The following is an 18,953-nucleotide window of genomic DNA, read 5'->3' on the forward strand; positions in this document are numbered from 1 at the left end:
AGCCTCAGGCTCCGATCTGATGATCCCATGATGCGACATGCGATCGCCCTCTCAGACGCCGGGGACTCCCGTTCTGTTCCGCCACCAGGCCGGGAAGGGACAATTGTGTGCGGGATCACCGAGCGGGTGGAGCAGATGGAACCTACGGAAACGGAAACCGGAACACCGGCCGCGCCGGAAACGGGAACACCGGCCTCACCGGAAACCGGAACGCCGGCCGCGCCGGGAACACGGGCGAGGCCGGACGGCAGCACGTCCTACCGCACCATGACCGCCTTCACCCCCGCCGACGAGGAGCGGCAGCGCGGCGTGCGGCGGATGAAACTCACGGCGACCGCGATGCTGCTGTTCGTGGCCGTGGTGTACGTCCTCGCCAAGTTGGCCTCCCACGCGGGCGCGGGCCCCTGGGCGGAGTATGTCGCCGCCGCGGCGGAGGCGGGCATGGTCGGCGCGATGGCCGACTGGTTCGCGGTCACCGCTCTCTTCCGCCACCCGCTCGGCCTGCCCATCCCGCACACCGCGATCATCCCCACCAAGAAGGACACCCTCGGGGTCTCCCTGGGCGAGTTCGTCGGCGAGAACTTCCTCTCGGGGGACGTCGTACGGCAGCGGCTGCGCTCCGTCGGCATCGGCAGCCGGCTGGGCGCCTGGCTGGCGGAACCGCAGAACGCGGACCGGGTGACGGCCGAACTGGCCACGGCCCTGCGCGGGGCGCTGACCGTGCTGCGCGACCAGGACGTACAGGCGGTCGTCGGCGAGGCGATCACCCGCCGCGCCGACGCCCAGGAGATCGCGCCGGGCATCGGCAAGATGCTGGAGAAGGTCGTCCTCGACGGCGGCCACAAACGGGTCGTCGACCTGGTGGTCTCCCGGGCCCACGACTGGCTCGTCCTGCACCGCGACAGCGTGATGGACGCCGTCCAGGGCGGCGCCCCCGGCTGGACGCCGCGCTTCGTCGACAAGCGGGTCGGTGAGCGCGTCTACAAGGAGCTGGTCCGCTTCTGTACGGAGATGCGGGACATGCCTTCCCACCCCGCGCGCGGCGCCCTGGACCGCTTCCTCACCGACTTCGCCTCCGACCTGCAGTCCGACACGGACACCCGGGCGCGTGTGGAGCGCCTCAAGGGGGAGGTGCTGGGCCGCGGCGAGGTCCAGGACCTCATCGCGTCCGCCTGGACCGCCGTACGCGCCATGATCGTCTCCGCGGCCGAGGACGAGCGCAGCGAGCTGCGTCTGCGGGTCCGCGCCTCCCTGCTGTCCCTGGGCGCCCGGATGGCCACCGAGCCCAAGGTCCAGAACAAGGTCGACAGCTGGGTGGAGGGCGCGGCGGTGCACGTCGTGACCTCCTACCGCAAGGAGATCACCTCCCTGATCACCGACACGGTCGCGAGCTGGGACGCCGAGCACACCACCCGCAAGATCGAGGCCCACATCGGCCGTGACCTGCAGTTCATCCGTATCAACGGCACCGTGGTGGGCTCGCTGGTCGGGCTGCTGATCTTCACCGTGTCGCGGGTGCTGGGGGCGTAGAGGCAGGGGCGCAGGGAACCCGGACCCCCGACCTCGAGAGAGGAGGTCAGGAGGAGGGAGTCCATGTCAACAGCCGAGGCCGGAAGCGGCCGGACCATCACCACCAGCATCCCCGCCAGACTCGACCGCCTGCCCTGGTCCCGCTGGCACTGGACGATCGTCATCGGCCTGGGCACCGTGTGGATCCTCGACGGCCTGGAGGTCACGGTCGTCGGCAACATCGCGAGCCGCCTGTCCGAGCCGGGCAGCGGCCTGGCGATCTCCTCCGGCCAGGTCACCGGCATCGCGGCCGCGCTGTACGTGGCGGGCGCCTGCGCGGGCGCCCTGTTCTGGGGCCGGATGACCGACCGCTTCGGCCGCAAGAAGCTCTTCATGATCACCCTGGCGGTGTATCTCGCGGCGACGGCCCTGACCGCCGTCTCCACCGAGGCCTGGTGGTTCTTCCTCTTCCGCTTCCTGACCGGCTTCGGCATCGGCGGTGAGTACGCGGCGATCAACTCCGCGATCGACGAACTGATCCCGGCGAAGTACCGGGGCCGCGTCGACCTGATCATCAACGGCAGCTTCTGGCTCGGCGCGGTCGGCGGCTCCCTGCTGTCGATCGTCGCGTTGAACACGGGCCTGCTGCCCGAGAACGTCGGCTGGCGCCTGACCTTCGCGCTCGGCACCGTCCTCGCCCTGGTGATCCTGCTGGTCCGCCGTCATGTGCCGGAGAGCCCGCGCTGGCTGATGATCCACGGCCGGGAACGCGAGGCGGAGGACATCGTCTCCTCGATCGAACGGCAGGTCGCGGCGGACAAGGGCGAGCCGCTCGCCGAGCCCGAGGGCGAGCTGGAGATCCGCCAGCGCGGAACCGTCGGCTTCGTGGAGATCGCCCGCACCGTGTTCGCGAAGTACCCCAAGCGGGCCGTGCTCGGCTTCGCCCTCTTCATCGGCCAGGCGTTCCTGTACAACGCCATCACCTTCGGCTTCGGCGCGATCCTCACCAAGTTCTTCGACGTGCCCTCCGACCACACCGGCTACTACTTCGCCGTCATCGCGCTCGGCAACTTCTGCGGCCCGCTGCTGCTCGGCAAGCTCTTCGACACCGTCGGCCGCCGCGTCATGATCTCCTCGACCTACCTGCTCTCCGGCCTGCTCCTGTTCGGCACGGCCTGGCTGTTCGACCGGGGATCGCTGAGCGCGGGCACCCTGACGGCCTGCTGGTGCGCGGTGCTGTTCTTCGCCTCGGCGGGCGCCTCCAGCGCCTACCTGACCGTCTCCGAGATCTTCCCGATGGAGACCCGGGCGATGTGCATCGCCTTCTTCTACGCCCTCGGCACCGCCGCCGGCGGCATCAGCGGCCCCCTCCTGTTCGCCGACCTCACCAACACCGGCAAGGTCGGCGACACGGTGCTCGCCTTCCAGATCGGCGCGGCCCTGATGTGCGTGGCCGGCCTGGTCGCCGCGTTCCTCGCGGTGAACGCCGAACGCCGCTCCCTGGAGGACGTCGCCCGCCCGCTGTCGGCCGCGGCGGGCAGGGCGAAGGCGATGCGGAAGGGCTCCGCCCGTTCCAAGTCGTCGAAGGCGCAGGGACGGACGGTGTAGCGGACGCGGGCTCGGGGCGGCGCCGTACGAAGCCGCGCGCCGCCCCCGGTCCCGTCGCCGCGGCGACGGGACTCGGCCCGTCGGCCTCCGGCCCCGTCGCCGTCGCGGCGGGGCTTCGTACGTACCGGTCCGGGGAGGGCACCCGGGGCGCGCGGGCGGTCCCCTACGAGGGCTCCCGCCTCCTTCGTCCCGCCGCCGCAGCAGGAGCAGCCCGCCGCCGACGGAGCAGCCCGCCGCCGACGGAGCAGCCCGCCGCAAACCGGCGGTGCCCGCCTCAGGCCCCGGTGGTCGACCCGGGCCGCACGATCATCAGCACCGTCACGGCGGCCCACAGCAGGTTGAACAGCCCCGTGAACATCGCCAGCCGTACGGTCGCCTCGCGTGTACCGCCGCCCTCGACCAGCGCGCCCTGCCGAGGCAGCACCAGCGCGGCCAGCACGAGCGCCGCCAGCGCCGTCAACGCGATCGACACGATCAGCCAGGTGTCGCCGAGCACGCCCATGTTGCTCGCGGTGGCGAACCCGAAGACCGGTACGACGACGCCGGCGACGGCGTACACCTTGCATATCCGGTGCAGCAGCAGCACGGTCTCGGCCGCCCGGGCGTCGTCCGGCGCCGACAGGGCCCGCCGGGCGGCGGGCGGGAACATGCTGGCGGCCACGGTGACGGGCCCGACGGCGACGATCGCGGCGAGGACGTGTACGGCGAGGAGGAACTTGTTCACGCCGGTGACGTTAGGCGCCGCGCCGATCTTGCGGAAGCGGCGCTATCGCCACAGGGCAACGGATTACTGCCACGCGGCGACAGGCCCGCTACGCCCGCCGGTCGGCCACCGCCCACGAGGCCAGCGCCACGGCCCCGGCGACCCCGAACACCGACGGCCACGCCCCGACCTTCTTGGCCAGCGGATGCGACCCGGCGAACGCGGCGACGTACGCGGCGCCCAGCGCACCTGCCGCCTTCCCGCCGGCCTGCCTGCGCCACTGCTGCGCGGCGGCCGCCCCCGCGACGGCCAGCACGGCCCCGCCGAGCTGCCGCTTCCCGGTCCAGCGCGCGACGCCGTACCCGCCGACGAGCCCCGTCGCGGCCACCACCGAGCTGGGAACCTTCGCCATGTCTGCCTCCTTCGGTTGTGCGTCGAAACTAACTCCCGGATCAGTAGCCGAAGAAACCTGAGTCGAAGCTTGTCAACTTTCCTCCCCGGAGTTATATAAGAAGGCGAAGGGCATCGCACCCAGCCCCTGAGGAGAGGAGTGACCCGTGATGCTCATGCGTACCGACCCGTTCCGCGACTTCGACCGTCTCGCGCAGCAGGTCTTCGGCTCCACCACCCGCCCGTCGGCGATGGCGATGGACGCCTACCGGTCCGGGGACGACTTCCTGGTCCACTTCGACCTCCCCGGCATCGACCCGGAGACGATCGAGCTGGACGTCGAACGCAACGTCCTGAACGTCCGCGCCGAGCGCAAGTCCCCCGCCCCCGAGGGCGCCGAACTGCTCGTCGCCGAGCGGCCCACGGGCACCTTCACCCGCCAGCTCTTCCTCGGTGACACCCTCGACACGGACCGCATCGACGCCTCCTACGAGGCAGGAGTCCTGACCCTGCGCATCCCGGTCGCCGAGCAGGCCAAGCCGCGCCGCATCCAGATCACCGGCGGCGACACCGGCCGCAGGCAGATCAGCGGCTGACCGCACGGCCGACCGCACCAGGGAACACACCAGGAGAGAAGCGTCCCGCGGGCCGCCCACCCCTTCGGCGGCCCGCGGGACGCGGTCACCCACGTCCGCCCGCCGCGCCCAGGCGGCGGGCGGACCGGAAACGGACCGGAAAGGGAGCTCGCACACGATGACCGCGACGACGGTGCCGACCGTGACAGTGCCGAGAGTTGCACTGCCCACGCCCACGACACTGAGCGGACCCCGCAAGCCGTACGGCACCGATGCCGGCGCACGCACTGCGAGAAGCACGTGGACCGATCTGATCGACAAGGTCCAAGAAGCCGGCCGCTACCCCACCCGCCCCGAGGCGGAGCGCGTCACCCGTATCGTCCTGTCGGCCCTCGGCGCCCACGTGGTCGGCGACGAACGTGTGGACCTCGCCCGAGCCCTCCCCGAGGAGGCGGCGAAGCTGGTCGCCGCCCAGATCCCCGCGACCCGCCCCCGCACGGCCCCCGAGTTCGTCGAGTCCGTCGCGGCCCGCACCGAGGGCGCGACCCCCGCGACGGCCCGCTGGGACGTCAGCTCCGTTCTCAGCGTGCTGCCGAAACTGGTCGGCGACGACCTGGTGACCCGGATCATCACCCAACTCCCGCCCGGCTACGCCCTGCTGTTCGGCAGGGCGGACCTGGCAGCCGCGCCGTAGTCCGCGCCGTAGTCCCGCGGCTCACTGAACCGGCGAATCCGGCGGCGGGAGACGGTACGTACGCTCACGGTCGACGGAGTCGACCCCGTCCAGGACCTGCAGCCGGGCGATCCGGTCCTCGGGGATCGAGCCGGACAGCGTACCGAGCAGCGGCTGCTCCGCGGTGACGGCCAGCCCGATGCGCCGGGCCGCCTCCACCACCTCGTCGAACCGGTCGGGGTCGACGGCGAGGACGACTCCGACCGGTTCCGCACCCGAGGTCACGGCTCACGGCGCCTGAAGCAGGCCCGCACCGATGTCCTCGGCCGGCTGGGACAGCGGGAACGCCCCGGACAGCAGCCGTTTGGCCAGCTCGTCCGCCGAGGCACCCGGGTGCGCCTGGGCGATCAGGGCGAGCACACCGGCGACGTGCGGGGTGGCCATGCTGGTCCCGCTGAGCGTCTGGTACTGGCCGCCCGGCTTGGCCGAGTACACGTCCACACCGGGTGCGGCGATGTCGATCTCGCCTCCCTGGCCGTTGATGGCCTGGCAGGAGAACCAGGCGGTCGACAGGTCCTTGTCGAGCGCCGCCACGGCCAGGATGGACGGGCAGTTGGCGGGCCGTCCCACAGGCCGTACGACCCTGGGCCGATGGCTTTCGTTGCCCGCCGCGGCGACGATCACCGTGCCGCGCTTCAGCGCCCGCTGTGCCGCCAGCTCGTACGTCTGCGGGAAGAGCTCACCCGGCTCCACCGCGCCACCGAGCGACATGGATATCGCCCGCACCCCGCGGGACACCGCCCAGGCCATGCCCGCCAGGATATTGCCGTCCGTCCCGTGGCCGGTGTTGTCGAGCACCTTCCCCGCGAGCACCCTGGCCCCACCGGCGACCCCGTAGCGGGGGCCCTGCCGGGGCCTGGCCGGGCCGGCCACCGTGCCGATGCAGTGCGTGCCGTGACCGTGGCCGTCCTTGACCTCCTCGCTCGCGACGAACGAGGCGGTCTCGTCCAGGCAGCCCGCGAGATCGGGGTGCGTGGTGTCCACGCCGGTGTCCAGGACGGCGATCTTCACGCCCTGCCCGGTCATCCCCGACGCGTTCGCCCGGATCGCCTGCAAGCCCCAGGTCGCGTTCGACTCGTCCCAGGCCGGGCCCAGATGGGCGGCCAGTTCGGCCTGCGTGAACCGCTCGAGTTCCGCGTCGTCGCTGCGGTACGCCGGGAAGAACCCCGTCAGCGACTGCCCGGCGTCGGTGATCGTCGCGGCGTACACCACACGCTCGGGTTCGGCCGCGATGATCGAGGGCTCCGCCTCCGCCGTGGTCACCAGCGCGTGCCGCTGATCCGGCTGCGCTTCGACGACCGCGACGGCGAGTTCGTCGAACAGCACCGACGTGTCGGGGCGGGCGAGTGCCTCGGCCGCGCTCTCGGGTTCGGCTCCTCTGATCCGTTCGGCGGACGCGACACCGGCGGACCTGCGCAGCGCCTCCAACCCGCTCTGCGGATCGGACTGGTCCAGCAGGACCACATACCGTCCGGTGTACTCCGCGCTCCGCTGTGCGGCGGCACCCGCCAGACCGGGCGGCTCTCCGCCGGGTCGCCTTCCATTGGGCCCAATCGTCATCGCAGTCTCCGCCTCTGGCGCTTCCGCGCCGGTTCCTGTGCGTCCTCGGTACGGCACGTGCACACGCGCCGCCGCGCGGTCAGGCTCGACGAACGGGTGGGTCTGCCCGGGTGCCGGCGCGATGTCCCCTCGCCCCCAGTGCCGTCAACACCCCTTCTCCACCGTCTCTCTGCCCACGGAGGCCCGCAACTCGGGAAACCGCAGGTTGAAGGCGCAACTCCCGGCGCCGCCGCAGACAAACCGGTGGCACTGGACGGCCCCACCGGGCGATCCTTACGACGCCCCGCCGCACACCCCACCAGCCAGGAGCAGCAACCGAGTTGAAGCCCCCCACCGCCCACCTCACCACCCCGGACGGCACCCGCATCGCCTACCGCGACCACACCCCGCCCGACGGACGTTCGGGGCGCACGGTCCTCCTGCTCCACGGCCTGGCGGGTCACATGGGCGAGTGGGAGGACCTGACCGCCCGTCTCCTCGCCGACGGACACCGCGTGGTGACGTACGACGCCCGAGGCCACGGCGTCAGCACCCGCACGCCGGCCGACATGACGCGAGCGGCGGCGGTGAGCGACGCGACGGCCCTGATCGACCACCTCCACCTGGCCCCCGTGACACTGGTGGGCCAGTCCCTGGGCGGCCTGACGGCCCTGCTGGTGGCGGCGTCCCGGCACGCCCCCGCGGTCGACTCCCTGGTCCTGGTGGAGGCGGGCCCGGCGTGCCGCGACCCGGAGCTGCCGTCCCGGATCGGGGCCTGGCTGGACAGCTGGCCACCGGTGTTCAGGACCAGGACCGAGGCGCTGGAGTTCCTCGGCCACGAGGCATGGGTGCGGGGCCTGGACGAACGCGAGGACGGCTGGTACCCGACGCTGGACCGGGACACGATGGTCGCGGCCGTCGCGGAACTGGCCACCCACGACTACTGGGCCGAGTGGTCCCTGATCACCTGCCCCACCCTGGTCGTCCGGGGCGAGAACGGCACGATGCGGGAGTCGGAGGCGCGGGAGATGCGGACCCGCCGCCCGTCGACAGCCACCACCGTCGTCCAGGACGCGGCACACGACGTCCACCTGGACCAGCCGGAAGCCCTGTACGAGACGATCGCCCGCTTCCTGGTCAGGTCTTGGAAGTCAGCCCATTGACCTTGCGGGACTGGTGACTTTGGCAGCCGAGCAGCACCTGTGCGAGTCTGCTGCCACTCCTCCGAAAGGGCTCGCTCCGATGCTCGGCATGGTTGTCTGGGACGTCCGCTCTCGCGCTTCGACGCGAGAGCGGTAACGGCCACCTGCCTCAACGCACACGCCCGTCCAACGGACAGGCGTGGGTTCAGTCTGCTCCTCGTCGAAGTGCTCTTCGTGCCCCTGCACGTTCGACCACGAGGAGTACGTGGTGTCCACCATCCACTGGACCGAGAACCACACCCACCAGTCCGCCCGCTGGCATTCCGAGAACGCCGCCCCTCTTCCCCGACGAACCGTCGTCGCCGACGACCGGATGAAGGCCGACGACGCCTACCGACAGGCGTGCGAAGGAACGGCCCTGCTCTGGCAAGGCGACTTCCACAACGCCCGGCAGATCCTGCAGGCGATGAGCCGCCGCATCGACCGCAAGCCGCCCAGGCCCAGCACGTTCCCGAGCGAGAACTTCCACCTGCACCGACGCAGCAGCAGTCACCGAGCCCGTGTCCTGGGAAAGCTTCTGGTGCTGTTGGACGACGGCTACACCTTGAGGTTGCGCCGGGCACCCGACGTCCGCCAGGCGTGTCTGGAAACCTACGGCCCCCCGAAGGGACCCATGGCGGTCTCTCTGCGGGAACTACTAGGCGTGATCGGCGCTCACCAGTGGCGCTCGAGAGGGATCGACGTGCCGGCGCTCGGGGCTCGAATCCACCCCCACTACGGCGTGTTCGCACCTCTCAGAGGCGAGTACGTCGACCTGGTCGCCCACACGCCACTGCCGCCGGCGACCCGGCACAGTCCCGCCACCAGTACAGCATTCGACCTCGGCACGGGAACCGGCGTCCTCGCCGCAGTCCTGGCCCACCGCGGTATCAAGCGCGTCGTGGCCACCGACATCAGCCCACGCGCCCTGGCCTGCGCCAGGGAGAACGTTCACCGGCTCGCGCTGACCGACCGTATCGAGGTGGCCGGCCCCGGCCTGTTCCCCGAAGGCCGCGCCGACCTGGTCGTTTGCAACCCGCCCTGGCTCCCCGGCCGCCCGACCGGCCCTGTCGAACAAGGCGTCTACGACCCGGACAGCACCATGCTCCACAGCTTCCTCGCCGGACTGTCCGCCCGCCTCCGACCAGGCGGCGAGGGCTGGCTCATCTTGTCCGACCTGGCAGAGCACCTCGGCCTCCGGACACGTCAGCAGCTTCTCGACGCCATCCAGGCAGCACGACTTCGCGTCGCGGGCAAGATCGATACCAAGCCCCGGCACCCACGCTCCAAGGACGCTGCCGACCCACTCCACACAGCACGAAGCGCCGAGACCACGTCCCTCTGGCGTCTGACGACATGACCGGCACCCGGACCACGTAACGGCATCTCGCCTCTCGGTTCACCAGGTGAGTACGTCCCGTGGGTGACTTCGCCGCGCTCACGGGATGACCCGATCCCTCGCCAAGCCGGAGGATCTAAACACCTACTTAGGACACGGCGCAGCCGAGGGTGACGAACGCGTGGTGGTCCCGCTGTCGGCGTACCGAGAAAAGTGCCCAGGCGTGTACAGACGAACGTGCTCGGTCGTGGGACCGGAAGGACGACCCTGCGGCGTGGGGTGTTCGCGAGCGTCCACGACTCGACGGCGGTCTGAACCTGGAGCACGCGGGCGTACGCTCTCAGGGATGCGGATAGGCGAGTTGTCCAAGCGCACGGGCGTGAGTCCGCGCTCACTGCGGTACTACGAAGAGCAGGGCCTGCTGACCAGTTCACGCTCCGACGCGGGGCAGCGTCACTACTCCGATGCTGCGGTCCAGCGCGTGTCACTCATCCGTCAGCTGTTCGACGCGGGTATGTCCAGCAGGGTGATCACGACTGTGCTGCCGTGTGTGGACCTCCCGGGTGACCTGGGCGTCGCCGAGGAGACGTTCACGGCGATGATGCGCGAGCGCGACCGGATCGACGCCGACATCGCGCACCTGATCGAGACCCGAGATGCACTCGACGTGCTGATCAGGGCCAACAGCCGACACCGGGCGGAGCTGTCCACGGCCCCGGAACCGGTGGCGCAGTCGGCCTGATGCTGTGATCCGCATCTCAGCCGCTTGCCCCTCACATCGATGTCAGAGGTGAGGATGGCGACTGCGCCCGGAATCACCGGGCCGGTCAATACGAGAGGCGGCACAAGATGGGGCAGGCGTGGGGTTTCGGCAGGTATGGCGGGCCCGAGGTGCAGGAGTTCTTCGATCGTCCCGACCCCGTCCCCGGTCGCGGCGAGGTGCTGATCCAGGTCGACGTCGCCGGCGTGAATCCCCTCGACCACCTTCTGCGCTCGGGTCGGGTCGACGGGCTCGACGGCGGGCGTCCGTTTCCCCGCGTGCTGGGCATGGAGGCAGCCGGAACCGTTCTCGCCCGGGGCGAGGACGTCAACGGGCTCGAGGTGGGTGACGCGGTCTTCGGCTTCGCACTCACCGGTGGCGGCACCTACGCCGAGACGACGGTGCTGTCCGCGCCGAACACCGCGCGCATCCCGGAGGGTCTGTCCGCGACCGTGGCGGCAACGCTGCCAGTAGCCGGGACGACCGCGGTGGACGTGCTCGACCAGCTCAGCCTCCCGGCCGGTGCCACGGTCCTGGTCAACGGAGTCGGGGGCGGGGTCGGCCTCGCCGTTGCCCGGCTGGCCATCGGGCGCGAGCTGCGTGTGATCGGCACCGGGAGTACCGCCAAACGCGAGCACGCCGAGGCCATCGGGGTGCGATTCATCGACTACACCGCCGAGGACGTCGCCGCCACGGCACGCGAGCTGGTTCCGGACGGCTTCGACGGGATCGTCGACCTGGCCGGAGGCACCTCGCTGCGGACGGTCGCTCCGCTGGCCCAGGATCCCCGCAACGTCATCGCTGTGGGTGATATGTCTGTGCCCGATCTCGGTGGGCGTTTCGTCGAGCGTCGCGTCGACCGCGAGAACCTGGAGCGGTCGGCCCGGCTGGCCCTCGACGGACTCCTCGCACCCGTAATCACCGCGGTCCATCCGCTCTCCGACGCCCCGGCCGCCCTCGCCACCGTCGAGAACGGTCACACCTCGGGCAAGGTCGTCATCAAGGTGGCATGAGAAGTACCCGGCCGTCTGACGCTGCCGACCGTCCAATGCGGACTGACGAGAGTCGACGCCGACACCCGCAGCCGTCGCCAGCAGGTCATCGTTGGCACACAGCGCCCGATCGGCAAAGCACCACCTGTGCCCCACCCACCAGACCATTCCGCGCGACTTCCAAGGGCATGAGGCGGCTCAGACCCGCTCGAGCGGCCGATGCGGCCCGTCCGGCACCGTCACCCTGATCGCGTCACCGGGCCGCACCACGCCACCCTCCCGCACGATGCCCATGATCCCGGCCTTGCGCACGACGTTCCCGTCCGCACCCCGCCCGACCACCTGCTTGAGCAGCCCCTGCTGGAAGTTGTCGATCTGCAGGCAGGGATTGCGCAGCCCGGTCACCTCGACCACGGCCTCGTCACCGATGTGCAGCAGCGTTCCCACGGGCAGCCCGAGCAGATCGATCCCCCGGGTGGTGATGTTCTCCCCGAGCTCCCCGGGCGCCACCCGGAACCCGGCGCCGCCGACTTCACGGAACAACTCCTCGTGGATGAGGTGCACCTGCCGCAGATTCGGCTGCGTGGGATCCTGCGCGACCCGCGACCGGTGCTTGACGGTCACCCCGGCATGCACATCCCCGTCCACCCCGAGCCCGGCGAGCAGGGTGATGCTCTCCCGGTTCGGCTTGCTGAACGAGTACTCGCCGTTGCTGCTGACAGCCGTAACCACCGCGTTCACGCAGGCCACCCTCTTCCGATCAGGTCAGACCTCACACGCTACTCACCACAAGCCGGTAACCCACATCGATTTCCTCCAGCCTCAGCAACTCGGCGTGCCGACTGCGCCAACGCCCGCTCGCCAGGTCCTGCGCGAGCCGTTCCAGCCCGGGTGCGATGACGTCCTCCCCGGCCTGGGCGCACAGCGAGATCCCCGCCCGCACCTCCGGATCGAGATAGGCCTCGGGCCGCCGCCAGAAGGCGGCACCGAACCCGTCCGTACAGTCGTGCGGCACGGGTACGGTCTCCACCCGCGCCCCACCGAGCAGCTCGGCCAGCTCCTCCACCGGCACAGCCCGCCGGTCGTCGAAGGCCACCGTCTCCGGCAGGTACTCCCGCACGAGCCAGAACCGCTCCCGGAACACCTCCTGATCCCACGTCAGTACGACGATCCGCCGACGGGCGACCCGCCGCATCTCCCCGACCCCGGCCGCCAGGTCGCTCCAGTGGTGCACGGTGAGCACCGCCATGACGGCATCGGCCGCGCAGTCCCGCACCGGCAGCCGTTCCGCCACCGCCCGCACGGCAGGCGCCGCTCCCACCGGCCGCTGGCCCACCATGACCCGGCTGGGCTCGACCGCGAGCACGGTCCGCTCAGGCTCGTACGACCCGGCACCGGCCCCCACGTTGATCACACTCGCCATGCCCTCGAGCGCCCCGTGGATCCGCGCACCGATCCGCGGATCGGGCCGCCGGGTCCGGGCGTACGTCGCACCGAGCGAGTCGTAGAGCGCCATACCGGCCAGTGTCGCGAGGAAGCCGCACCCCCCGCGGCCCACCTTCCCGCCAATCAACGCACCGGCGCGCCGCGCGAACACCGGGATGAAGTGACCCGCCTTCACTCGTCCTTGTCCAGGCCGTCAAGGAATTCCTTGACGACATCCGGGTTACGCCTCATCGTCGCCAGAAGTTGTCCGCGACGGTAGCGGTTGCGTCCCTCCTCGACGCGCTTCTCCCAGCCTTCTCGGCCGTCAGCCAGCCGCTCGGTGATCAGGAACTCGATCACGTCCTCGATGCAGGGGCGGAACCGTTTGCCTCCGACAGGGATGTGCAGCTTGTCCAGTGACCGCTTCTGATCGGTGTTCCTGTTCAGCACTTCCAGCGCGGGCGATGTGCCGTACACCTGCACATGCGCGCTCGTGTACTTCTCTTTCTCCCGCTCGTAGTCCCAATGGAGCAGACACGTCTCCAGGGCCTCATCCGTGAAGATCCCACAGTAAGACGAGTGCACCGTCAGGAAATCGACCTCATCATCCAGACGAACCTGAAACGACAGGTTCATCCAGGCCCGGGGCTTCTTGTTGTCGATGCGCAGCGGGAAGGCTGTCGGCTGGGTGGGGTTGGTGGCAGACAGGCCATGGCCAAGAGTGAAGACAGGCCCAGCCGCGGACCGCGGACGCAGCACGGCGGCGATGCGCACATGCTGGCACACGGTCCCGTTGAGGGTCTCCTGTAACTCCTTGGCGAACTTGTAGGCCTGCTTGGACAGGTCAGAGGTCAACCGTGCCGCCGATAGACACCCAAAGGGCGTGAGCCTGAGACGACGTGAAGTTGCCCTCTTCGGCCTGAGCCCGAAGCTCGGCGTAGGTGAGGCCGAGCTCGTCGAGGGCTCGCTGTGCGGCGTCCCGGTAGTCGGCGTCGGACACAACGATCACGATGTCGTCCTCGTGATCGGTGAGCGATTTCTCGTCGATCGTCACACTCATCGTCTACCCCCCAGACGGTTGTGGCGTGCTACGCGACACTCACAGCATTGCGTACTCAACCGGTCGCCGACAGTTATATGCCCCGAATGACTGATCTTTTATCACCCGAACGGCTGGCAGCCGCAAGAAACGCCACATGGCGGGCGCTGATCGCCCAACGCGGTCAAAAGACCCGACGCCACCGAATCTCGCCCTCGTTCCATTCACCGGTGGGAGCGAGTCCGGCAGCGACGGCGACACCGGCGGAAGCCCGATGCTCGGGATGGATGTGAGCGATGACGCTCCCCACCGGCTGCCGCGCGAGCCAGCCGACAAGCCCACGGGCCGCTTCACTGGCGATGCCCCTTCCCTGCCACGGCGTCCCCACCACCCAGGCGATCTCGGCGCCGCAGTCCTGTCCGGAGAGGCTGACCGTCGCCTGGACCGTACCCGCCAGACAGCCCTCGTCCCGAAGCCGGATCACCCAGTTCAGCCAGCAGAGGGCCGGGTCACCAGATCCCGCGACCATGCGCTGGTACCGCGCGCGCAGCTCCTGCGGACTGTCCGGTGCCCCGCCGATGAAGGTGTGCAGAGCCGGATCGGCCAGCACGACGGCCATCTCCTCGGCATGCTCGATCCGCAGCGGCTCCAACTCCAGCCGCTCCGTACGGATGGCCTGGGCGGCGACCGCCGTCACGTCACATCACCATCCCCGGACTACCGCTCGGCAGGCCGCCGTGATCTGGAAGTTAACCTTCGACGATGTCAGTCCATCTCCTGTGGCACATAAGCCACCACAACGAAGCCGGTGACGGCGGCACAGTCCTGCACCACGACGGCAGCGACGTCTACGTAGACGAACAGGACGGCGACGACACCAAGCTGCTGGGCCTCTACTCCTCCCGACAGAAGGCGGAGGAGCGAATCGACGAGGCCCGCCTCCTACCGGGCTTCGCCGACGAACCGGAGTGCTTCGTCATCGACGAGCACACCGTGGACACGGACGAGTGGACCGAGGGCTTCGTACGCGTCCACTCCACGGACCACAACTCGGCATAAAGGAGCGCGCCGCCCCCACCTACTCCTCCGGCTCCCAGGCCTGAAGCAGGTCGAAAAGACGCCCGTCGCCGTCGACTTTGAGAGAGGCCACCGGAATACGGTCGTACATGACGAGGACCAGCTCGCCGGCCGTGCCCCGGGCGGAGGCGTCGACAGCGTCCGGGGCCTCGCCGGGCGTTGTGCCGGGTGCGGGGAGACGGGCGAACCGCGCGCCGTCGGCGGAGAGCCAGAGGCGCCAGGAGCGGCCCTCGGTGGCGTGGTAGTCGACGACAGCGGGCTCGTGCGGCCAGGGGCTCGTCGTCGCGCAGCAGGTGGACAGGAACTCGTCGACACCGTCGAGCGCCACCTCGTCCGGGAGCGGCTGCGGGGCGCCAGCTGTGAGCTGGGCGTCGTAGGTGTGCACGGCGATCTCCTGAAGCTGATGCCGGGCAGCGGCACCGGCGGTCTGCGGCGACTGCGACGCCGCCCACCAGGTCCAGCAGCCGCGATCCGGGCCGTACTCCCGCAGGGCGTCCAGCAGTTGCTGCGCCGATGCGGTCCACCAGTCCAGGAGGGCCTCGCGCTCCCGAGGCGCAGCCGGGGCGCCCCATACGGACCTGGCCGGGGGAGCGTCGGCAGGTCCCGCGGCGACGATGGCGGCCCATTTGCGGCGCCCCTCACCCAGATGCCGCACCAGATCGAACAACGTCCACCCGGGGCACGTCGGCACCGGCACGTCGAGACTGGGCGCGGAGGCGACCGCGGCCCGGAAGGCGGTCGCCCGCTCGTCGATCAGCCGCAGCAGATCGGAGAACTCGAGAGTCTTTTCCACCTCGGTTGTCTATCACCGCGTCCCACCAGCCAGCACGCGGGTTTACGCCAGAGCCGATCGCCAAGCCTCGGCCTAGGACGGTAAGTTGACCGATGCGGCCGCACGACGGGTGAGCGGTGGGCGCGCTGCGGAGAGCGGGGTCTCGGTAGAACTGGAGGTTCCCGAACCCGTTGACCACGACGTCATGGCTCGTCGCCGTACATGACGGCGTCCTCCATGAGGTGACGCCCCAGCTTGGTGCCGGCGTCACGCAAGGCGAAAGGCACGGCTTCCTGGCCAGGGCTGTCCCGGAACTGTCGATCGTCATCAGGTGACGGCATCGTTGTCGCCGAGGACTGATGACCAGTACGTTCGTCTCGTAGAGGTTGGGGTCTGGGGGTCTGGTGCTGGACACGTTGGTGACGACGGCTGCCGGGGCCCTTTCCGCCACGGTGGGCGTTTTGGTCGGCGGTATCGTCACGCGTCGCGCTCAGGACCGTCAGTGGCTACGTGACCAGCAGCTTGTCGCCTATCAGGAGCTGTTCAGTCACTACGCCAAGTTCACGATGGAACTCAGGCGAGCACACGGTGACCGACGTGGATGGGATTACGACTGGGGTGAGTGGAACGCGGCTTTGATGCGCGTAAGCCTGGTCGCCCCTCCACGAGTAGCCACCGAGATCGATGACTTCGGCCGTGCCATCGACTCCTTCCTGGACCAGGTGGCGCGGGAGCGTGACCCGTTGCGTGACCCGGTGAGTCCGGAAGAGTTCGAGCAAGCCAGACAGGCACCTGCCGAGGCGCAGGTGAAGCTGGTCAACGCCATACGGCGATCACTGAGTCGTGATCAAAGTGGACTGCCCTTCGGAATCGGTGGATGAGAGACCGGCCACGGGCGCGGCTTGGCAGCCAGAAGTGAGCCCTGCGAGGCGCTGCCTACCGTTATGCAGCCCGCCTCGCGGAAGCAGTCCGGGGCGGGACGTCCGACGGCTCCGCGCTTTTTCTTGGTGTTGACGCCTTCGGTGGGGTCGTTGCTGTACGAAAGCGTGAGCGCGGCGACCACGGCGTCGCGGACCCACCCCGGGCACTCACCCCGTCAACCCCAGCGGACCTCGCCCTTCCTCCTTCAGCGTGGTTCTCGGTCAGTTCTGGGCGGTCGGTCCCTGCGGTGGGCCGGAGAGGACTCTGGTGACCCAGTTCGCCAATTGGGCCCGTGCTTGTTCTCGTGGCACGCGCTCTTGTCCGGTCAGGTGCTCTACGAGGTCGGCTCGGGTGGCGGCGAGCAGGGCGTGAGCGGCGAAGCCGCTGTCGGTCAGACCGGGGATCTGCTCCAGTAGGGCTTGGAGCAGGCCGTGCCACCGCTCGTAGTGCTCCGCCTGGTACGGACTGTCGCTCCCGCTTTCCTCCAGAGCCAGGGAGAGGCGCCGGTTGTCGAGTTTGAAGCACAGGAGCGCGTCGAGCAGGGCAGGCACGCGCTGCTCCGGTGGGGTGGTGGGCCCCAGGGGCGGTGGCCCCGCTTCGACGGCCGTTCTGACCGGCTCGAGTCGAGCCTCGTAAAGGGCGCGCAGCAGCCCGGCGCGATCACCAAAGGCTCGGAACAGGGTGCCCTTGCCGACGCCGGCCGCTGCTGCGATGTCGGCCATGGTGACGTCTTCGGGACAGTCGCAGCGGGCGAAGAGTTCGTCGGCAGCCGTGAGTACGGCCTCTCGGTTACGGACGGCGTCCCTGCGGGACCGCTCGGGCATCCGGTTCCTCCAGTTGCAAAGTGGACCCACGGTCCGTATCTTCAATGCGGACCCCAGGTCCGTATGCCATGGAGTGGAGGATACCCATGTCTGAACTGGCTGCTCCGGCAGATCTCTACCGCCACAGCCTGCGGCTGCTGCTGGACAAGAACATCGCCGGCTGGGTCGGCCTGTGGGCCGAAGAGGGAGTCATGGAGTTCCCCTTCGCTCCCAAGGGCTGGCCCGGGCGTCTTGAGGGCAAGCAGGCCATCGCCGCCTATATGCGCCACTATCCCGACCATATCGATCTGCACGACTTCCCGGACCTGACGATCCATCAGACCACCGATCCAGAGAAGATCGTGGTCGAGATGCGCGGCGTCGGCCGCCTTGTGGAGACCGGTGCCCCCTTCGACATGACCTACATCGCCGTCGTCACCGTTCAGGGCGGGCGCATCACGTCCTACCGTGACTACTGGAATCCCCTGGCCGTCCTCGAGCCCGGCACCGGCTTCATTGAGAGCAGCCGATGAGCACCCCTGGCACCACTTTGGTCATCGGCGCCACCGGCACCACCGGCAGCCGCACCGTCGCGCAGCTGACGGCCGCCGGTCACCGCGTCAAAGCCGCCAGCCGACACGCCACCCCGATCCAGGGTGCTGAGCCGGTCACCTTCGACTGGTACGACCCCGCCACCCATGCTGCCGCCCTCGTCGGAGTCGACCGTGTCTACCTCATACCACCCCTGGGCGACTCCGACCCAGCGGCGATCATGCTGCCCTTCCTCCGTCAGGCCCGCAGTGCCGGCACCCACCGCGCGGTGCTGCTGAGCTCCTCTGCCATTTCCGAGGGCGGCCCGGCAGTGGGAGCGGTGCACCAGGCCCTGCCCGATCTGTTCGATCAATGGGCGGTGCTGCGGCCTTCGTGGTTCATGCAGAACTTCACCGGCACACACGCGCACGCTCTCAGCATCCGTGAGAACGGCACTATATGGACCGCCACGGGAAGCGGCCGGGTGGGTTTCGTCGACGCCGAGGACATCGCATCCGTCGCCGTCCGCGCCTTGACCGATGAACGGGCACCCGACACCGATCTCGTCCTCACAGGACCGGAGGCGCTCAGCTACGACGACATCGCCGCGATCATCACCGAGGTCACCAGTCGGCCAGTGATCCACGGCCGCCTGTCCTACGAGCAGATGCGCGATCGCCTCGCGGCAGTTGTCCCCATGCGTTTCGCCTCCCTGCTGGCCGGCATGGACCGTGCCATCGCCGAGGGCGCGGAGGACCGCATCACCGACACCGTCCAGCGTCTTACCGGACGGCCCGCCCGGACCTTCCGCGCGTTCCTCGCAAGGGAGATGCAGGACAACCGATGACGGTCAGACAGGCCGTTTGCTTGCCCAGTGATTCTTTAACGCCCGTCAGGAAGTCGCCGGTCCGACGGTTGCTGCGGAACCGCTCCGTCGATGCTCGGCTCGGAGAGCGGATCGGCCGGCTTCAGGACACCGCCCAACTCCGGCAGCTGCGCGGCGGAGAACCTGAGATTCAGCGCGGCCTGGAGATTGCTTCAGTGCCGCATCGGCTC

23 protein-coding genes are annotated in these 18,953 nt (G+C 69.6%); 12 read left to right on the top strand and 11 right to left on the bottom strand.

What is annotated here, in order from left to right; translation table 11 throughout:
• Window positions 1–105: 105 nt before the first annotated feature.
• Both ACFYZQ_RS29850 and ACFYZQ_RS29855 read left to right on the top strand, forming a co-directional pair.
• Complete coding sequence (locus tag ACFYZQ_RS29850) at window positions 106–1,530, top strand: DUF445 domain-containing protein (RefSeq protein WP_389154207.1); 1,425 nt, start codon at window positions 106–108, stop codon at window positions 1,528–1,530.
• A 63-nt stretch (window positions 1,531–1,593) separates the two neighbouring features.
• A complete protein-coding gene (locus ACFYZQ_RS29855) occupies window positions 1,594–3,117 on the top strand; it encodes an MFS transporter (RefSeq protein ID WP_389154210.1) in 1,524 nt (507 codons plus the stop codon).
• Between the two features lie 274 nt (window positions 3,118–3,391).
• On the opposite strand, the gene ACFYZQ_RS29860 is transcribed toward ACFYZQ_RS29855, so the two are convergent.
• Both ACFYZQ_RS29860 and ACFYZQ_RS29865 read right to left on the bottom strand, forming a co-directional pair.
• Complete coding sequence (locus ACFYZQ_RS29860; RefSeq protein WP_389154213.1) at window positions 3,392–3,841, bottom strand: hypothetical protein; 450 nt, start codon at window positions 3,839–3,841, stop codon at window positions 3,392–3,394.
• 88 nt (window positions 3,842–3,929) lie between these two features.
• The gene (locus tag ACFYZQ_RS29865; RefSeq protein WP_389154215.1) at window positions 3,930–4,232 is read right to left on the bottom strand and encodes a hypothetical protein; all 303 of its coding nucleotides are present in this window, start codon (window positions 4,230–4,232) and stop codon (window positions 3,930–3,932) included.
• A gap of 148 nt (window positions 4,233–4,380) precedes the next feature.
• Between ACFYZQ_RS29865 and ACFYZQ_RS29870 the strand changes: the two genes are divergently transcribed.
• Complete coding sequence (locus ACFYZQ_RS29870) at window positions 4,381–4,806, top strand: Hsp20/alpha crystallin family protein (protein WP_389154615.1); 426 nt, start codon at window positions 4,381–4,383, stop codon at window positions 4,804–4,806.
• Window positions 4,807–4,963: 157 nt separating this feature from the next.
• On the top strand, window positions 4,964–5,479 hold the full coding sequence (locus tag ACFYZQ_RS29875) for a DUF2267 domain-containing protein (RefSeq protein ID WP_389154218.1): 516 nt from the start codon (window positions 4,964–4,966) through the stop codon (window positions 5,477–5,479).
• Between the two features lie 21 nt (window positions 5,480–5,500).
• Here the strand turns inward: ACFYZQ_RS29875 and ACFYZQ_RS29880 are convergent, their stop codons facing one another.
• Both ACFYZQ_RS29880 and ACFYZQ_RS29885 read right to left on the bottom strand, forming a co-directional pair.
• The gene (locus ACFYZQ_RS29880; RefSeq protein ID WP_389154221.1) at window positions 5,501–5,743 is read right to left on the bottom strand and encodes a hypothetical protein; all 243 of its coding nucleotides are present in this window, start codon (window positions 5,741–5,743) and stop codon (window positions 5,501–5,503) included.
• 3 nt (window positions 5,744–5,746) lie between these two features.
• Window positions 5,747–7,078 carry a S8 family serine peptidase gene (locus ACFYZQ_RS29885; protein WP_389154224.1) on the bottom strand — a complete coding sequence of 444 codons (1,332 nt, stop codon included), beginning with the start codon at window positions 7,076–7,078 and terminating at the stop codon, window positions 5,747–5,749.
• A gap of 320 nt (window positions 7,079–7,398) precedes the next feature.
• On the opposite strand from ACFYZQ_RS29885, the gene ACFYZQ_RS29890 reads away from it, so the two are divergent.
• The 4 genes from ACFYZQ_RS29890 (at window position 7,399) to ACFYZQ_RS29905 (ending at window position 11,350) form a co-directional block, all read left to right on the top strand.
• Window positions 7,399–8,220: an alpha/beta fold hydrolase gene (locus ACFYZQ_RS29890; protein ID WP_389154227.1), complete on the top strand. Its 822-nt coding sequence runs from the start codon at window positions 7,399–7,401 to the stop codon at window positions 8,218–8,220.
• 247 nt (window positions 8,221–8,467) lie between these two features.
• Window positions 8,468–9,598 (top strand): methyltransferase, encoded by a 1,131-nt coding sequence (locus ACFYZQ_RS29895; protein WP_389154230.1) that lies wholly within the window; start codon window positions 8,468–8,470, stop codon window positions 9,596–9,598.
• Window positions 9,599–9,923: 325 nt separating this feature from the next.
• The gene (locus ACFYZQ_RS29900; RefSeq protein WP_389154234.1) at window positions 9,924–10,319 is read left to right on the top strand and encodes a MerR family transcriptional regulator; all 396 of its coding nucleotides are present in this window, start codon (window positions 9,924–9,926) and stop codon (window positions 10,317–10,319) included.
• A gap of 107 nt (window positions 10,320–10,426) precedes the next feature.
• Window positions 10,427–11,350: an NADP-dependent oxidoreductase gene (locus tag ACFYZQ_RS29905; RefSeq protein WP_389154237.1), complete on the top strand. Its 924-nt coding sequence runs from the start codon at window positions 10,427–10,429 to the stop codon at window positions 11,348–11,350.
• Window positions 11,351–11,527: 177 nt separating this feature from the next.
• Here the strand turns inward: ACFYZQ_RS29905 and ACFYZQ_RS29910 are convergent, their stop codons facing one another.
• The 5 genes from ACFYZQ_RS29910 to ACFYZQ_RS29930 all read right to left on the bottom strand — a co-directional run bounded on the left by ACFYZQ_RS29910 (window position 11,528) and on the right by ACFYZQ_RS29930 (window position 14,490).
• Window positions 11,528–12,070 carry an MOSC domain-containing protein gene (locus ACFYZQ_RS29910; RefSeq protein ID WP_389154240.1) on the bottom strand — a complete coding sequence of 181 codons (543 nt, stop codon included), beginning with the start codon at window positions 12,068–12,070 and terminating at the stop codon, window positions 11,528–11,530.
• 31 nt (window positions 12,071–12,101) lie between these two features.
• The gene (locus ACFYZQ_RS29915) at window positions 12,102–12,845 is read right to left on the bottom strand and encodes a methyltransferase domain-containing protein (RefSeq protein WP_389154243.1); all 744 of its coding nucleotides are present in this window, start codon (window positions 12,843–12,845) and stop codon (window positions 12,102–12,104) included.
• A 101-nt stretch (window positions 12,846–12,946) separates the two neighbouring features.
• Window positions 12,947–13,609, bottom strand: a complete 663-nt coding sequence (locus ACFYZQ_RS29920) for a hypothetical protein (RefSeq protein WP_389154246.1) — start codon at window positions 13,607–13,609, stop codon at window positions 12,947–12,949.
• Window positions 13,599–13,808: a hypothetical protein gene (locus ACFYZQ_RS29925; RefSeq protein ID WP_389154249.1), complete on the bottom strand. Its 210-nt coding sequence runs from the start codon at window positions 13,806–13,808 to the stop codon at window positions 13,599–13,601. Before ACFYZQ_RS29925 ends, ACFYZQ_RS29920 begins: the two co-directional genes overlap by 11 nt.
• A gap of 169 nt (window positions 13,809–13,977) precedes the next feature.
• Window positions 13,978–14,490: a GNAT family N-acetyltransferase gene (locus ACFYZQ_RS29930; protein ID WP_389154251.1), complete on the bottom strand. Its 513-nt coding sequence runs from the start codon at window positions 14,488–14,490 to the stop codon at window positions 13,978–13,980.
• A gap of 65 nt (window positions 14,491–14,555) precedes the next feature.
• On the opposite strand from ACFYZQ_RS29930, the gene ACFYZQ_RS29935 reads away from it, so the two are divergent.
• The gene (locus tag ACFYZQ_RS29935) at window positions 14,556–14,852 is read left to right on the top strand and encodes a hypothetical protein (RefSeq protein WP_389154254.1); all 297 of its coding nucleotides are present in this window, start codon (window positions 14,556–14,558) and stop codon (window positions 14,850–14,852) included.
• Window positions 14,853–14,871: 19 nt separating this feature from the next.
• Here ACFYZQ_RS29935 and ACFYZQ_RS29940 read toward each other — a convergent pair whose 3' ends face one another.
• Window positions 14,872–15,663, bottom strand: a complete 792-nt coding sequence (locus ACFYZQ_RS29940) for a maleylpyruvate isomerase family mycothiol-dependent enzyme (protein ID WP_389154257.1) — start codon at window positions 15,661–15,663, stop codon at window positions 14,872–14,874.
• 383 nt (window positions 15,664–16,046) lie between these two features.
• Between ACFYZQ_RS29940 and ACFYZQ_RS29945 the strand changes: the two genes are divergently transcribed.
• The gene (locus tag ACFYZQ_RS29945) at window positions 16,047–16,523 is read left to right on the top strand and encodes a hypothetical protein (RefSeq protein ID WP_389154260.1); all 477 of its coding nucleotides are present in this window, start codon (window positions 16,047–16,049) and stop codon (window positions 16,521–16,523) included.
• Window positions 16,524–16,784: 261 nt separating this feature from the next.
• Here the strand turns inward: ACFYZQ_RS29945 and ACFYZQ_RS29950 are convergent, their stop codons facing one another.
• Window positions 16,785–17,387, bottom strand: coding sequence for a TetR/AcrR family transcriptional regulator (locus tag ACFYZQ_RS29950; RefSeq protein ID WP_389154263.1), 603 nt, complete (start codon window positions 17,385–17,387; stop codon window positions 16,785–16,787).
• Between the two features lie 86 nt (window positions 17,388–17,473).
• Here ACFYZQ_RS29950 and ACFYZQ_RS29955 point away from each other — a divergent pair, with 86 nt between their 5' ends.
• Together ACFYZQ_RS29955 and ACFYZQ_RS29960 are read left to right on the top strand one after the other, a co-directional pair.
• Window positions 17,474–17,899 carry a nuclear transport factor 2 family protein gene (locus ACFYZQ_RS29955; protein ID WP_389154266.1) on the top strand — a complete coding sequence of 142 codons (426 nt, stop codon included), beginning with the start codon at window positions 17,474–17,476 and terminating at the stop codon, window positions 17,897–17,899.
• Entirely contained in the window at window positions 17,896–18,744 is an 849-nt protein-coding gene (locus ACFYZQ_RS29960; RefSeq protein WP_389154269.1) for an NAD(P)H-binding protein, read from the top strand. The genes ACFYZQ_RS29955 and ACFYZQ_RS29960 overlap by 4 nt, the downstream gene beginning before the upstream one ends.
• Window positions 18,745–18,953: the final 209 nt, after the last annotated feature.

The organism is Streptomyces sp. NPDC001843, from assembly GCF_042891955.1.
In the GTDB taxonomy this organism is placed as follows: domain Bacteria; phylum Actinomycetota; class Actinomycetes; order Streptomycetales; family Streptomycetaceae; genus Streptomyces.